26 protein-coding genes are annotated in these 13,626 nt (G+C 30.1%); 1 reads left to right on the top strand and 25 read right to left on the bottom strand.

The genetic code is table 11. The features are described 5' to 3' along the window. Positions 1-39 precede the first annotated feature (39 nt). From FCJ93_RS08090 to FCJ93_RS08055, 10 genes are all read right to left on the bottom strand, one after another. A complete protein-coding gene (locus FCJ93_RS08090; RefSeq protein ID WP_137743362.1) occupies positions 40-1,239 on the bottom strand; it encodes a hypothetical protein in 1,200 nt (399 codons plus the stop codon). Positions 1,240-1,256: 17 nt separating this feature from the next. Further along, positions 1,257-1,631 carry a hypothetical protein gene (locus FCJ93_RS08085; RefSeq protein ID WP_137743361.1) on the bottom strand — a complete coding sequence of 125 codons (375 nt, stop codon included), beginning with the start codon at positions 1,629-1,631 and terminating at the stop codon, positions 1,257-1,259. Between the two features lie 50 nt (positions 1,632-1,681). Then, a complete protein-coding gene (locus FCJ93_RS08080; RefSeq protein WP_137743360.1) occupies positions 1,682-1,897 on the bottom strand; it encodes a hypothetical protein in 216 nt (71 codons plus the stop codon). A 20-nt stretch (positions 1,898-1,917) separates the two neighbouring features. Then, on the bottom strand, positions 1,918-2,082 hold the full coding sequence (locus FCJ93_RS24915) for a hypothetical protein (RefSeq protein WP_170211255.1): 165 nt from the start codon (positions 2,080-2,082) through the stop codon (positions 1,918-1,920). Between the two features lie 226 nt (positions 2,083-2,308). Further along, the gene (locus FCJ93_RS24910; RefSeq protein ID WP_170211254.1) at positions 2,309-2,485 is read right to left on the bottom strand and encodes a hypothetical protein; all 177 of its coding nucleotides are present in this window, start codon (positions 2,483-2,485) and stop codon (positions 2,309-2,311) included. A 36-nt stretch (positions 2,486-2,521) separates the two neighbouring features. Beyond that, entirely contained in the window at positions 2,522-3,172 is a 651-nt protein-coding gene (locus FCJ93_RS08075; RefSeq protein ID WP_137743359.1) for a DUF3920 family protein, read from the bottom strand. A 46-nt stretch (positions 3,173-3,218) separates the two neighbouring features. After that, positions 3,219-3,821: a spore protease YyaC gene (gene yyaC / locus FCJ93_RS08070; RefSeq protein WP_137743358.1), complete on the bottom strand. Its 603-nt coding sequence runs from the start codon at positions 3,819-3,821 to the stop codon at positions 3,219-3,221. 24 nt (positions 3,822-3,845) lie between these two features. Further along, positions 3,846-4,100 (bottom strand): hypothetical protein, encoded by a 255-nt coding sequence (locus FCJ93_RS08065; protein ID WP_137743357.1) that lies wholly within the window; start codon positions 4,098-4,100, stop codon positions 3,846-3,848. A gap of 94 nt (positions 4,101-4,194) precedes the next feature. Continuing rightward, complete coding sequence (locus FCJ93_RS08060) at positions 4,195-4,380, bottom strand: hypothetical protein (protein WP_137743356.1); 186 nt, start codon at positions 4,378-4,380, stop codon at positions 4,195-4,197. Between the two features lie 270 nt (positions 4,381-4,650). Further along, complete coding sequence (locus FCJ93_RS08055; protein ID WP_137743355.1) at positions 4,651-4,857, bottom strand: hypothetical protein; 207 nt, start codon at positions 4,855-4,857, stop codon at positions 4,651-4,653. A gap of 249 nt (positions 4,858-5,106) precedes the next feature. On the opposite strand from FCJ93_RS08055, the gene FCJ93_RS08050 reads away from it, so the two are divergent. After that, entirely contained in the window at positions 5,107-5,319 is a 213-nt protein-coding gene (locus FCJ93_RS08050; RefSeq protein WP_137743354.1) for a helix-turn-helix domain-containing protein, read from the top strand. Positions 5,320-5,594: 275 nt separating this feature from the next. Here the strand turns inward: FCJ93_RS08050 and FCJ93_RS08045 are convergent, their stop codons facing one another. The 15 genes from FCJ93_RS08045 to FCJ93_RS07995 all read right to left on the bottom strand — a co-directional run bounded on the left by FCJ93_RS08045 (position 5,595) and on the right by FCJ93_RS07995 (position 13,612). After that, a complete protein-coding gene (locus tag FCJ93_RS08045; protein WP_137743353.1) occupies positions 5,595-6,572 on the bottom strand; it encodes a tyrosine-type recombinase/integrase in 978 nt (325 codons plus the stop codon). Between the two features lies 1 nt (position 6,573). After that, the gene (locus FCJ93_RS08040; protein ID WP_137743352.1) at positions 6,574-7,938 is read right to left on the bottom strand and encodes a DNA sulfur modification protein DndB; all 1,365 of its coding nucleotides are present in this window, start codon (positions 7,936-7,938) and stop codon (positions 6,574-6,576) included. A gap of 51 nt (positions 7,939-7,989) precedes the next feature. Then, on the bottom strand, positions 7,990-9,036 hold the full coding sequence (locus tag FCJ93_RS08035; RefSeq protein WP_170211253.1) for a tyrosine-type recombinase/integrase: 1,047 nt from the start codon (positions 9,034-9,036) through the stop codon (positions 7,990-7,992). Between the two features lie 228 nt (positions 9,037-9,264). Continuing rightward, positions 9,265-9,600, bottom strand: coding sequence for a hypothetical protein (locus FCJ93_RS25235; RefSeq protein WP_211344096.1), 336 nt, complete (start codon positions 9,598-9,600; stop codon positions 9,265-9,267). 19 nt (positions 9,601-9,619) lie between these two features. Continuing rightward, positions 9,620-9,838: a hypothetical protein gene (locus FCJ93_RS08025; RefSeq protein WP_137743350.1), complete on the bottom strand. Its 219-nt coding sequence runs from the start codon at positions 9,836-9,838 to the stop codon at positions 9,620-9,622. A 191-nt stretch (positions 9,839-10,029) separates the two neighbouring features. Then, entirely contained in the window at positions 10,030-10,257 is a 228-nt protein-coding gene (locus tag FCJ93_RS08020) for a hypothetical protein (RefSeq protein WP_137743349.1), read from the bottom strand. Positions 10,258-10,290: 33 nt separating this feature from the next. Continuing rightward, on the bottom strand, positions 10,291-10,467 hold the full coding sequence (locus FCJ93_RS24905) for a hypothetical protein (RefSeq protein WP_170211252.1): 177 nt from the start codon (positions 10,465-10,467) through the stop codon (positions 10,291-10,293). Positions 10,468-10,633: 166 nt separating this feature from the next. Beyond that, a complete protein-coding gene (locus tag FCJ93_RS08015) occupies positions 10,634-10,825 on the bottom strand; it encodes a hypothetical protein (protein WP_137743348.1) in 192 nt (63 codons plus the stop codon). Positions 10,826-10,827: 2 nt separating this feature from the next. Next, entirely contained in the window at positions 10,828-11,001 is a 174-nt protein-coding gene (locus tag FCJ93_RS24900; protein WP_170211251.1) for a hypothetical protein, read from the bottom strand. A 146-nt stretch (positions 11,002-11,147) separates the two neighbouring features. Further along, positions 11,148-11,330 carry a hypothetical protein gene (locus FCJ93_RS08010; protein ID WP_137743347.1) on the bottom strand — a complete coding sequence of 61 codons (183 nt, stop codon included), beginning with the start codon at positions 11,328-11,330 and terminating at the stop codon, positions 11,148-11,150. 166 nt (positions 11,331-11,496) lie between these two features. After that, the gene (locus FCJ93_RS24895) at positions 11,497-11,640 is read right to left on the bottom strand and encodes a hypothetical protein (protein ID WP_170211250.1); all 144 of its coding nucleotides are present in this window, start codon (positions 11,638-11,640) and stop codon (positions 11,497-11,499) included. A gap of 22 nt (positions 11,641-11,662) precedes the next feature. Further along, positions 11,663-12,820 (bottom strand): AimR family lysis-lysogeny pheromone receptor, encoded by a 1,158-nt coding sequence (locus FCJ93_RS08005; protein ID WP_137743346.1) that lies wholly within the window; start codon positions 12,818-12,820, stop codon positions 11,663-11,665. 99 nt (positions 12,821-12,919) lie between these two features. Continuing rightward, positions 12,920-13,066, bottom strand: coding sequence for a hypothetical protein (locus FCJ93_RS24890; protein WP_170211249.1), 147 nt, complete (start codon positions 13,064-13,066; stop codon positions 12,920-12,922). 71 nt (positions 13,067-13,137) lie between these two features. Beyond that, positions 13,138-13,329: a hypothetical protein gene (locus FCJ93_RS08000; protein WP_137743345.1), complete on the bottom strand. Its 192-nt coding sequence runs from the start codon at positions 13,327-13,329 to the stop codon at positions 13,138-13,140. A 28-nt stretch (positions 13,330-13,357) separates the two neighbouring features. Further along, a complete protein-coding gene (locus FCJ93_RS07995; protein WP_137743344.1) occupies positions 13,358-13,612 on the bottom strand; it encodes a DUF7662 domain-containing protein in 255 nt (84 codons plus the stop codon). Positions 13,613-13,626 lie beyond the last annotated feature (14 nt).

Below are 13,626 nucleotides of genomic sequence, written 5' to 3'. Positions count from 1 at the left end.
TTCCTCCACTATTGTATTATTTTAATTCTTAATTAAACTCTAAAACTTCTCTGACTCACTTTCCCACTTGATCCACTCATCTTTAGGAACTTCTCTAATCACTGTAACTTTCTTTGCCTCCACATCACCTTCATCAGCATCAATAAAGTCTTCTGGTTTCACTTCTACTTCAATGAGTACGGAATCTCTATTGTGCTGATACTGAGAATTAAATTGATTCTTCTCAAAGAGATAAAGTTGTCCATTTCCTTTTCCATATCCGTTTGCAAATTTAGCAGCAATTTCTTCACCAATTATGTATTCAAACTCGTTATCATAGAAACTAAAATACTTTTCTCCAACCTTCTTAACGAATTTGTAGAATTTATTTTCCTTGAAGAACTCAACAATATTAACATCTTCCTTATATTCCGGTACATGATAGATTTCTTTAAGTAGACCATTGTAATCAATCACATAATGCTTCTCATTAATATTTAAATATTTTTTGGGTTTCTTAGAAATTGTATCTAAAATATCATCTAAGTCATTGAATTCAACTGGTGTTGGTTTCACAAAGTAGTCATCGTTTAATGTGATATTAGCGATCTTATCGATTGCATCCGGTAAGTTAAACTCTTCTTCCTCCACATCTTCGAATAACTTGTCTAGGTTCACACCATACATGCCACCTAGTTGTTCTTTTAATTCGTCATATGTATTAATGTCTAAATCCATACAAGTGAGTGCAATTCGAATGAATTCAGGTTTAGAAATCTTATAGCCCTTATTCTCATATTTTTGTACTCTAAGTAATGACACGATTGGAAAAGCTGTTTCTGAGTTGAATTTTAAAATACGCTGCGAATTATGTTTGAGGAAGTCTGGATGAAATACGAATTGTTCAGTGGCGAAATCAAACGCTCCCATGCATACGGTAAAATCGAACGTGTCAAAGATTTCTTTTGGACTGTCAAAATAATTAAAATGGATCGTTTGAATGTTAATATTCTCATATAAAATTTGCGTTGCTTTCTTGGTGTTAGAAACTACATATCTACCATTCTCCCAAATTTCTCTCAGGAAATTAATAATTGAATCTTCATCTCTAAAGTAAATGTCTATATCGTTAATTTCATTATTTGTAAATAAGCTAGTGATTGTTCCACCAGCGATGTAAACTTTAAAATGTTTTAAAGCATCGACTAAATCTTCTCCTAAATAATCGTACAGTTTCTTTTTCTCAAATTGTAAATCCAATATTATTCCTCCTTAAATTAATCCAATCCATTATATAATTCTCTAGACAAAAGCTCATCTGAAAATGCAGGCAATAACCGTAATGATTCGATAATTTTTGCCTTTGTCTCTCTACATGGGAAGTATCCGTATTTTGCATACCTAAACATTCGATTAAATGTATTCACAGGCAAAATGATTTCTTCTAGTGGCTGATCAACGACTAATCTTTTCATATGTAAGTGCTCAAAAAATTGCTTATGATATCCTATTTTCCACTCAATATCACCTACTTCATCTTCGTTACCATCTCCGATTTCCTTGTAATAAACAAACTTAGTGATTGTAAAGTCAAATTCATCAATCATATCTAATGGACTCTTAAATTTGTGTTTAATCAACTCAATAGTCACTTCTGTTTCTACATCCTTAAACGCTCTTACTTTATCATTTTCATAAACTTTTAAATATTTCTCATTGGATGAAAATAATCATTGGCAACTATGTAGTCCTTTTCATTCTCAAAGAAGATATCCACATCTTTGATCTTTTCATTGTTAAATATGTTTTTAAATGCTCCCCCAGCTATGTATCCATTGTGACCAATCATATATTTGTCAAGTTGTCTAATTTTAATAAAATTACTGATTGGAGCATCTAAAATATAATCAGTTAACATACAGCACATTTTCCTCCTTCTTAGACATTTATTTTACTTCCACATTTCACACAACAGGAACTATTGCTTCTATAGTTCGCTAAAGTCTGAACTTTTTCACAGTCTTGACATGTCACATCTGCATAAAGACTCCATGCCTCCATTGGAACATCGTTATGCTTCATTAAGTTTGTATAGACTTTCATTTTCTTCATCCTCCTCTTAATCTGTGTACACAACACAGGTGAACTCTCCACTGGAATTAATTGAGCACCTGCCGCCAAAGCATAAATTACCTCCATCAAGGTATATCGCTAAGTCCTTTTCTGATAAGTCTGGAGGACATGTTCCATTGTATGAATAATTCGCATACATATAATCTCCACGAATAGTATTTACATGCAATAGTTAAACCTCCTTTCCCTATCAATCTTATCTTTTAACTAATAGTTTTACCTTCTTTTTAGGTATCCAATCCAGTTTATCTTCGTAATAAATAGCATAATGGTCTTTGAATTCATTTAATTCAGTAATTTCAACTATGTCTCCTTTTCTATAATCATAATCATTGAGTATCAAACAACAATTTTCAGTAACAATACCTTTCACTTTCACCCCTCCTATAAGATAATCTTTTTATTTTAATTATTTTACTCGATAAAAATTTCCCCAAATACAATACCAATTAACATCCTGATTTAATATTCCATTGATCTTGTCTTTGTATCTATTCATAAATCTGGTTGCAAATTTATTAGCATCCTTTTCAACCCATTGGGAATGGTAACCATTTTTGTTGGCAGTTATATATTTTCTTTTATTATCGTAATATTTATGTTTCTTGTGAATTCTCTGGTAAGCGTGTCTTATTTCATGCAACAAAGAATATATAACACCCAATTGTTTATCATAATTCGATAGTTTTTTATTGTAGTTGAATGGAAAAATAGAAATAATTCCTTCCAAGTGATTACCACTAATATCCCCCTTAATACTTAGCTTCATATCGTGTTTACTAATATAAAACTTAATAGGATTGAGCCAATCTTTATATAATTGAATTCTATTTCTATAAATTGTAATAGTCATTCCGAGATCGTGATAATCCTCATGTAGTAAATCAATTATGATTTGAATTTGATTATCAGTTAATATGTCACTCTTATTTCTAAGTTTAGTATTCCCATTCTCTCTAATGCCAGAATTGAATACTTCATCCAAATGATTAAACATTTCAGTCCTATAAGTTTCTTCAAACAAATCATATTCCATTTTCACCGAATACATGTTTTTCATTCATTTCTCTCCTTTTTCTGCTAATTTTCAAAATAAAACTCAACTTTTAAACTAATCCTAGCCATTTTCTAAAGCGTCCTTTGCTTATATAAAAATATTTCTTTTTTTTGTGCTCCATTGCTTTTTTTATTTCTGCTACTCCTTCAGACAGATATTCATCAACTGATTTTACTAATTCAACAATTTCATTAGCCATACTCATTACTAGGCTTAACCTAGTACTCTGTAATACATAGAATTCCATGAATCCACTAATATTCACTATGCCCACTATTGAACTTTCTCCTACTGGTGGAAGATTTTTACCAACCCCTGCACCAGCTTGCAAAGGAGTATTTCTTACATCTATTCTTCCCACTGAAGAAAGTCTTCCTAAACAAGCATCAATTCCTATTATGTATGCATCTTTATGTTTTACATTTATACTATTCATTTTTTCCTCTAAGTTTTCAGCATGTATAGGATCTTCCAGTGTTCCATACACAATGAATCGTTTTAAATTGACCTCTTTTAAGAACTTTCCCACTAGTGGAGCAAGTGAATCTCCGGTAGAGCGATCTGAGCCTACACAAACTATAACCAACTCCTTATTCTCGTGTAGGCTCAGAATGTCTAATAGCTGATTTCGCAACTTTTTTAGGTCATTCATCTTTACAACTCCTTTAAAGTAATATTAATTTAATTGATTAATTATAACTCGCCCATCTCTAAACCATTGTTGAGTGTACTCCTTGCCACATTTACATCGAATTAATCTTGGTTCAGCATTGACTTTATCAAAAAAATAATCATCATTATATCCAGATAAATAAATTCTTGTCTTCATAATATCTTCAATTGGAGTTCCTTTGAATTTTTCGTTAGGGCAAGTGCATTCAAAATCAACAGATAAATCATTCCCAGTGATTTTTTTAATTTTCAATTTCATATTTTATATCTCCTTTCAATTATTAATTTAATTACAAAATTATGCGATCCCAATAATTTTAATGTGTAATATTTTTTTAACTAATTTTCTTAGCTTAACCATTTTTCATACTTCCCTCCCTTTCTTTTAATTCTAACCTTAGTAGAATTTTAGCTGCTTTGACTCTATCTTCTACAAAATCCAAATCTCCCAGCGTTTTTCTAATATCATCGTTCTTTAAGTCCTTTAATGCACGTTGGCAACTATATAAAGCTTTCTCTATGTACTCTCTTGCTAACAACCTTCTCTCACCTTTCCGTCTTTATAATATTAATTTAATTCATTAATAAAATAATGTCAAGCATAATTTATTAATGAATTACTCCTTTAAAAAGAAAAGTCATCTTAATCCTTTTGGATTTGTGATGACTGAAAATAGTAAAATAGTGTAAAATATCTATATAATATTATATTCAACAACTTGATTTTATTTTGTGAATATAATAGACTATTCAAGAGATAAACTAATCAGTTTAAAAATTTGATCACTTAGTTCCAGCTAAGTGATTTTTTATTCTTCAACATTTTCATTTTCTTCTTCCCACTCCATAAAGTGATCCTTGACCTCAAAACTATGTATGCTATTATCCATCAATTCAAATACTAGATTAACAGTTTTAATATTTTCATCACTAAATAGGAGTTTTGCTTCTTCGAATGTTAATTTGGTTAATTTTGAAATTACCAAGGATAGTGTGCCATACAGTAATGTCTTCAAACAATGCTTCCCCCATTCTGTTTTTTTGTTATTTTTCTCTATTCTTTATCTCTATCCCATAGATGGCATTATATATAATTTCCCTATTACATTTTTTTCACCCCCCTAAAATACGAACTTACGTTCCTATTTTTAATTATAATCCTATCTTCCTAATTTTTCAACTTTCTTCCTAAAAGAAAAAAACATTGCAATTGGGTGGAAAGAATTGCTAATATTATACTGTACAAGTGAATAGGAGGCTGTCCGATGTTACATCCTTATGTCGGAAAATGCCTACTACAAAATATTTTAGATGAGAAGCGTATGTCTCTAAACGATTTGGCAGACAAAACTGGCATCTCTAAGCACCAGTTAAGTGCTTACAAAAACCAGAAAAAGTTAATGAGTTTACCTACATCAAGACTGATCGCTTCAAAGTTGGATTGCCATATCGATGATCTGTATAAATGGAATATATAAGTAGTAGGCTAGGGGGTCAGGATTCATCCTATCTCCCTAGTTTTAGGTTAACCAAGTAGTTAACTTAGATTTAGTAATTCCATTTTACTACAATAATTTACATTTGTCTTTGTCTATTTTTGTCGAATATATCATGTTCTTGTCAATATTAACATCTTGGTAACAATTGCTACATTATTGTTAATACTGAAAACAGCATACATATTCCTTTTTTATTAATATGAATTTAATTTATTTATATGTATTAACTTAACCCATCTAAGGGTTAAGTTTTACTAATTAGTGCCATATAGTCTATCAATATTCTCTTTGTTAATATAACTGCTCAAGTAAGTTGAATTATAATATATGTGACCATTACTCTCCATCTTTGTCAAATTAAATCTATCTCCTATCACATTAAAATCTTGTTGTGATAACTTCTCTTTGACTCCAATAAGTTTACTTGCATAATATAACATACCAGAACGATTAATACTTTTTGGAGTCAAATCAGGCATACCAAAATATTCTGCAATTAAATCAACTCTTTTGATGATGATTGTTTGCGACACTCTTTTACCCTCTGAACCCCTACCTTTTTTAGCCATTTTTACTATATAGTCACTTTCAAGTAAGTCAGATTGTGCCCATCTTGAAATAGCTGTTAGTCCATTTTTATGATAATAAGAAGATTCATTCGCAGCTTGTATTAACATTTCAATTACTTCTTTATCTAAGGTAATAAACCGCTCACCTTTTCTATCATCATAGAGTCTTACTGTAGTACCATCTGCTTGAATATCGCTTAATTTTAAATTACGTATTTCCGAACTTTGTGTACCATATACTCCATGAAAAAGTAATACTGGAATGATTTTATCTTGATAATTAACTAAGCCTGACACAATTTCATTAAGTTCTTTTATGGATATAAATTGTTTAATATTTTTATCTATAAATTGGGAGTACCAGTCATCTGTAATGTTCTGTAATGGGTTTATATTACTAACTCTATAGTTATTATCATAAGCCCAATTTAAGTATTGTGAAATTATACTTCCTCTTGACCTTGCCACAACAATACTCGTTGGATTAGAATTAGCAATTACAGATCCTAGTTCATCAATAGTAAATTCAAAAACATCTTTATTCAATGTTTTCTCTATTAGATATGAGTAATAAAAAACATACCTTGCAATTTTAGCTGTATCTTCACTATATTGCGACCTAAGAAACTCTTCCTTAATCTCCATATTATACATGTTATTCATTTTATGAATTCACCATGCTTTCTATATCTATCTCTTTAAAGTATTTTTTTATATTTTTTCTAATTTTAACTGTATCTCTTTCAATTTTACCTTCAGAGTTTATTATTCCGATTTGTCTCCATAGAGGATTAGTTCTTGAAAAGTCAATTTGTCTTATTATCTTTCTAACCTCTCTAGGTTTAATCCCCTTCTTATACAAGCGTGCAGCCAAAGTGACATACCCTACAAACATATTATTATCTACCAACAGTGAAATCTTTCTAGACTCTGAAGGATTATCTAAAAAATCTTCTGAGTATGCACCAACTAGTACGTTGAAGTATTCAACTAAAAAATCTCCAACATCATATGATTCTGCACGATTGCTAATGTCAAATTCTTCATCTATCGTGTCTGCCAAAATGTTATAAGAAACCAATTCATTTGCTATTGTTTTAATTCGATTAGTTTGAGAAATTCTATCCTTCAGATCACTTTCCAACTTAAGCTGCTGTACAATGCTATCTGAATATCTTTTTGATTCCCACTCTTGAACACGAACTGTAGATATGGGAGTAGCTTTTGCCAACTGAGCCATTTCTGCCCTAAATAGCTTTTTAGACATATTACTAATGTATACTAACAGTTTGCGCTCAATGGAGGTATTCTTCATTAAAGCGTTTTTGATACCATTAATTCTGTGGAATCCATCTCCAATTGCTAACTCTGTACCTTCTAAAATAGTCAATTCTTGCTTTGCGGGGTCAAAATAAAGTTCATCTCCTGTTTTGCCACTTCTAGGTAGCGCATTCCATATTAAAGGTGGAGCTGTTTTAGACAATGTCCCTTTTAAAAGATGTTCGGTGATCTCATCAACGTTCTTTTTGACAATTTTGGGCTTCTTGCGAATAGAACCATCTTTCCCTTTTACCAACACAGCTTCACGTTGAATTTCATAATCATAAATAAGCAACTGATTATTCACAAGTTCATTAATTGTTTTTATATCCATTAAAACTGCGAACACACCATCTTCAATAACTCTTGCATCAGATAATGTTATTGGAAAACTTAATCTCTCACTATATAAAGATGCTTCATATTTCCTTGCCATGTCCTTCTCGATATCTGTAAAATACAATTCCAAAGATAAATCTTTAACATTTCCTGTTTTTAAATAAATTTGTTCCGCAAATAAATATAATTCTCTTATGTCCAAATCATTTAATTTATCTTCAGGTTTATTGATCCACTCTTGGACATCTCCTGCTAAAATGTCATATTTATTAGCTAACTCAAGTTTAATATCACTAATTACACTTTTATCTCGCTTTATTTTCTGTATATTATCTATCAGGTGCTCAACTAACTTTTCCTTATTTTTCATAAAATCACCTCAAATTAATTGTACATTATATAGTTATTAGTGTAAATTAATTTATTGTTTACTTCTTATCTCATTTAATTTTATATTTAATAAAAGTATTTGGTCTTTATTTAGTTTTTTTATTCCTTCTATCAGTTCTTCATGAGAAACTTTCATAAACAATTCATCGTCTAACTTATTTTTTGTTGAACTCACAGCACCTAAAACATTAAGATCTGTCTCTCCTAGATATAGTTGGAGATTGGCTAAACTTTTATGTCCTGATGCTTTTCTAGCATGTAGTAGATCTCCACCAGATATTCGATATTGAAAGGTCACACCGCACTTTCTTATAGAATGAAAAACAATATTCCTCTTTTTTTCAAAGTTCATTTTTTTATTTAAATAATTCATCATTTCTTGGATAGAAGTTTCACTGATATTAAATACTTTATTTGTGGATGACTCATTTTTTAATTGTTGAAGCTCTTCATAAAATTCTCTTGAAATTCTCAAGTTGCGTTCTTCATTTCCTTTATCAATCGCTCTTATTTCAACCTCATCATTGTTAATTATCAAAAAGTCATCCCATGTTAAGTTCAACAGAGCCGATTTCCTTAAGCAGCTATCTAAAGCCAAAAGTAACAAGTAATACTTAGTTAATCGTTTCCTCCCACGCTTTTGATTTAACACCAAATCAGCCATTTGAAAAACTTCATTGACTGTTAACACGCCATGATGATTTTTTCCTTCTTTCAAACGATCTGCTTCATCAAATGCCGATAAATCTTTAACCATTCCACGCATTTGAAAGCGAGCATACAGTTGCGAAATAGTTGAAAGTTTCCTATTGATACTCTTATTTATTAGTCCTTTTTGATGCTTTAAATATAATTGATAATTCACTATGTCATCTAAACCTAACTGGATATCTTCAATCGATAGGAACCCTAAGTCTTTTTGTCCTTTTGTCAAATATCTAAAAAAATCTCTAATATCTATATAGTATGCTTCTTTTGTTTTTTCACTGCCACTTTTCATTTTCTTTTTTTCTAAAAATAATTCAATCTGATCGTAAATCTCATTTTGTCCTATCTTTACAACATTTTCTGCGAGCATCATTATCCCTCCTTGTCACATCTATACGTTATCCATTTAATTATATTATACCACAATTAACCAAAATGTAAACATTATTTATTTAATTAAATAAATTATAATCAAAACAAAAATAGAACCTACTTAAGTAAGTTCTAAAAAAAACAAAGGTTTTATCTATTTTCAAATTTCTTTTTTAAGTCTTACATTTTCTTCATATTCTATATGCTATAATTTTGTCAATCATAATTAATTCACCTCCATTAGACTTTTATCCATTAAATCTCTAATAAATCTATATACTTCTTCTCTTACTTCTGTATCATTCCATCCCCATCGTTCTGCTAATAATTTGTTCTCCTTTGGAAGTGAGTTATAAATTTCTATTATTTCTATATTGTTGGGTGTCAATCCAAAAACATCATAATAACAGTCGTGTATTATATTATGTGCATCATCATCTATAAATACATGATGAGATGATGCTTTTGTTTTATATTTATATCTTTCAGAAAGCCCTTTAATACATATGTAAAACACTAAGCAGAATGAAAGTGTAATTATTGCATTTTCCCAATAAATCATATCGTTACCTCCATGCTTATTATTTTTCACGCTTTGCTCTTTCTCTTCTAAGAGCTTTTGCTTCGGGTTTGTTTGGTATGTGTTCTCTAGTGTTTAGAACTGTCTTGATCTCAGAATGATCTATCACCACTTCTTCACCATCAATATACTCATAGCACCATCCACACGTTCTTGCATCATTGAGTAATGCCATTAATTGTCGTGTTCTTAAAGATTCTAAATAGTTTCTTACTTCCATAATATCACCTCAATATTTATAATGATGTACAACCATACCTTTCTCACTATAAAATTCGATAGTATCACCATTCGCCATGTGTATTAGTAACATCTTCTCATTTCCTTCAAAATGACTAATCTTGTGTTGATTCATATTTAAAAATTTAATCAATCTGTTCATAATATCACCTCAATTCGGAATAGAGACTTTTATACTACTCCATATGTTATTTCTAGTAAGATATTGTCATCAATCTCATTCAATATTTCATTTTCTAGTTCTGCGCCTATATCACAAACATAATCCATACCACAGTAATTATGAACTTCAACAATATCATCTTTGTGAATACTCCCATAATTTTTCGTAGCTAAAATATGAGTGGCATTTCTCAAATGATATACACGGTGCATTTTTAACTTTATTTTTATATCCATCTAATCACCTTCTATATAAAACAAGATTTTTATTTAAATATTAATTTTGGCAAAAGGAATCGGTAATTTTGATTTCAGTATCCATGAACCTCTTCGCCCATTTGGATCTGATATATGAATCACAAATGCTGCATTTTCATTAATATCTTTAATTACATACCTAAATCCACCTAACAATACACAATGCCCTTTCTTGTATGGATATTTCATTTTATCACCTTTAACTTTCATATAAAATTAACTTTTTATTGAATACAATAAACCATATATCCTCTCTCTTCTTGCATCTAATAGTTCTAACAATTCTACATATTCACTCAGTTCCATTTCACTAATATTATCTATTTGCAACAATTCAATCAGCCTATCGTTACTATTAAACATTGTATTGCTCACTTCCACTTTCTCTATGTATTTTTTCATAAATCTTAATATCTTCTATTGGCTTACTTGCCCCATTAAACATCAAATTTTCTGTTCTTAGCGCTTTCATAAATTTAATCACAAGATCTTGGTCTGTTAACTCTTCATTTGTAATCAATTCTCCTTTAATTTCAATTTTGGTCATCATTACACCTCCTTTGTCTTAATCTGACTTGTTAGTAGCTTCATATAACCAGCAACTAATTCTTTATCGTATGTATTTAATTTCTTTTTATTTAAAACATCAGAACATGATAATCCTTTATAATAATCTTCATATTGTTTATTCATTCTATACTTATCCAGTTCTACAATAATCATTAATTAAACCTCCTCTCATTAACTTAATTATCTATCTAAAATCATTTTACCACTTTTTAAAATTTTGTCTATATATTTAATTTATTTAGTGATAAAAAATAGGTAGAAACGCTCGACAACTATTGCACGTTTCTACCCTTCTCCATTTACCCCATATATTCAATTTCTTCATCTAAATTTATAAACACATCACTTTCCACATATCCATGTGAGTTACATCCACAATTATTCTGTTCCTTCCAGCAGAATACACAGTTGTCATCAACTGAAGCATTTTCTAAAACTTCTACATAGATAGACTCTAATGTTTGCTGAGAATTTTTCTTCATGATTTTACCCCTTCGATACAAATTTTATTTTTTTAAAAAAACGGATCAAAGTCTTTAAATTGGAAAATGCGCTGCCGAGTATGAGTATCGACAACGCACTTTGTTAAAACGTTTTTTATTTAATTCATTATATTATGTATGATCTAAGTAGTCAATAGCATTTTAATTATGCTTTTTCTGAATATAAGATTGCCTTTGGTTTAGTTCCAGTTCCGGGATCTACACTTTCGCTTGCTGGAGACGTGGTAAAACCAACGACTGCACCTATTACCACTGCAATCGCAATGATTTTCAACAATGACTTTTTCATTTGTGTTCACCTCCTTTCAAGCTTAAAAAGTCATTGCCCTTAAAACACTTTCAGGAATATTGAATTTTTTCAGTTCAATAATTGGCAACTGCCTAAACATCACATCTCCTGATTTTTTAAAATAAATAATTGAATTTGTAAATGCATTTAAATCTCCTCTTATTTTCCCCAATATATACAAATGAAATGCCTTTTGATTGTCAGACAATTTGCTGAAATCAAGCTGATTTAATATACTAATTGCCTTTCCTTTCTCCCCGTTGTTAAATAAGGAAAAGGCTACTTCATGAACATCAGAAGGATGTTCGCTACTACAATCTAAATATGAATTAGTTTTATTCCAAACATTGTGTAGAAAACTCAATGACCTTTTTATATTTGTTATTACATTTATATTGTAGTTTTCAATCAGATTTAAAGCCTTTTTTAGATAGTCATATGACATGTCAAAATTACTGATTATGTATGAATTCCCAAGTTGTAAATAAGCAACAGATTTTAAATGTTTACATTCTATTTCATTAATCAATTTTAAGCAGTATTCTCTTGCCTTTTCAATTTCATTTATCATAATGTAATGCTCGGAAATTAACAATCTATGTCTTCCAATAAGGCTATTTTTTATATATTCTTCTCTAATTTCAGAAAAATAATTTTCAACGCCGATTAAAACTGGATAAACCATGTTAAATATTTGACTAGTACTGTAACAGTAAGCCTTATATATTTCTTTAGCTACAATAGTCTCTGGTTGTTTTACTGCTAATTTTCCATACTTCTGCATTGCATCATCAAGATTAATCTCACCTTTCGAAAACCTATGTTCAATGTAATAAACACTAGCCCACTCCTTACTTTGAGAATTGCTACACTTTAACATATCGTTCAATAGTTTTTCTTTGGCATATGTTAATTTATTTAATTCACAATACTCAAGCATGTATCTTGCAGTTTGCTTATTGGGATCAAGTGTCATAGCATATTCAGCCATTAGCTGCTTTTCATCATTGGGGAATAATTCTTGGACTAAATTTACCAAGCCTTGAAAGCTCCCAAACTCTCTATTTTCTCTTAGGCTCTTTCTCAGTGCGTTGCCATTTTTATAACCGGCAATTGTACAATATTGGTCTGCCAATCCTCGTTCTTCATCTAATTTATTTAGAATTTGCTGATATAACATTTGACCACTTCCCCTTTGTTTCTTAATGTATCTTTATATTATAATACAGTAAGATAATTGTCAATAATATTCTTTATATTTATTTAATTAAATTATGTATCATTGTTTTACTCCATCATCATACTGAAAAATAATCATATTCCCGGCAATCGACAATTTCACATGTTTATATTTCTGTTTAAGATTCTTAATTATGTATTCTCGCTCTTTAAATGAGCGAAAAAATTCTGTTCCAGCAACAATCATATATTCACCACCCGTTTTTATATGAATTTAATTATGTTTTAAAAGACAAAAGAGACAATGAAATATCTCTTTTATTTTACTTCAATCAACTTATATCCTTGGATTGCATAATCATTTCCAATCAAATGCTGTAGTTCAATTGCATTATCTTGAGCCTCTTCAATTGTTTTGAATTTAATTGCATTTTCTAAACTTTTGGTTAGATACTTCTTGCTCTCATGAACAAAACAGTTATTCACCAAGAATGTGTAGAATTTTTCCATACTCACTTACCTCCTGATATAAAAGTACTTATTTGTAAAATTTTACGCTTTCTCCTAATTTTATATTTCCGGTGTACCATCCGGCAGTTCTCCATGCTCTTGCTTGCGTGTGGTTGTGAGTGTTGTTATCCCACCACTCGACATATTTGCTTGCAGAATTCGGCAACTTGAATCCTAAAATAATTTCCATTTCTTCATAGGATAAAACAACACTGTCTTCTTTCACTTTTAATAGGTATTTATGAAGTTCGAGATATTTTCCATGATACATATAGTACTCCATTCTTTCTCATCTCC

The organism is Robertmurraya siralis, from assembly GCF_005502275.1.
Taxonomy (GTDB): domain Bacteria; phylum Bacillota; class Bacilli; order Bacillales; family Cytobacillaceae; genus Robertmurraya; species Robertmurraya siralis.
Note: the sequence above shows the minus strand (reverse complement) of the source record. Positions and strands in the feature narration are given on the sequence as shown.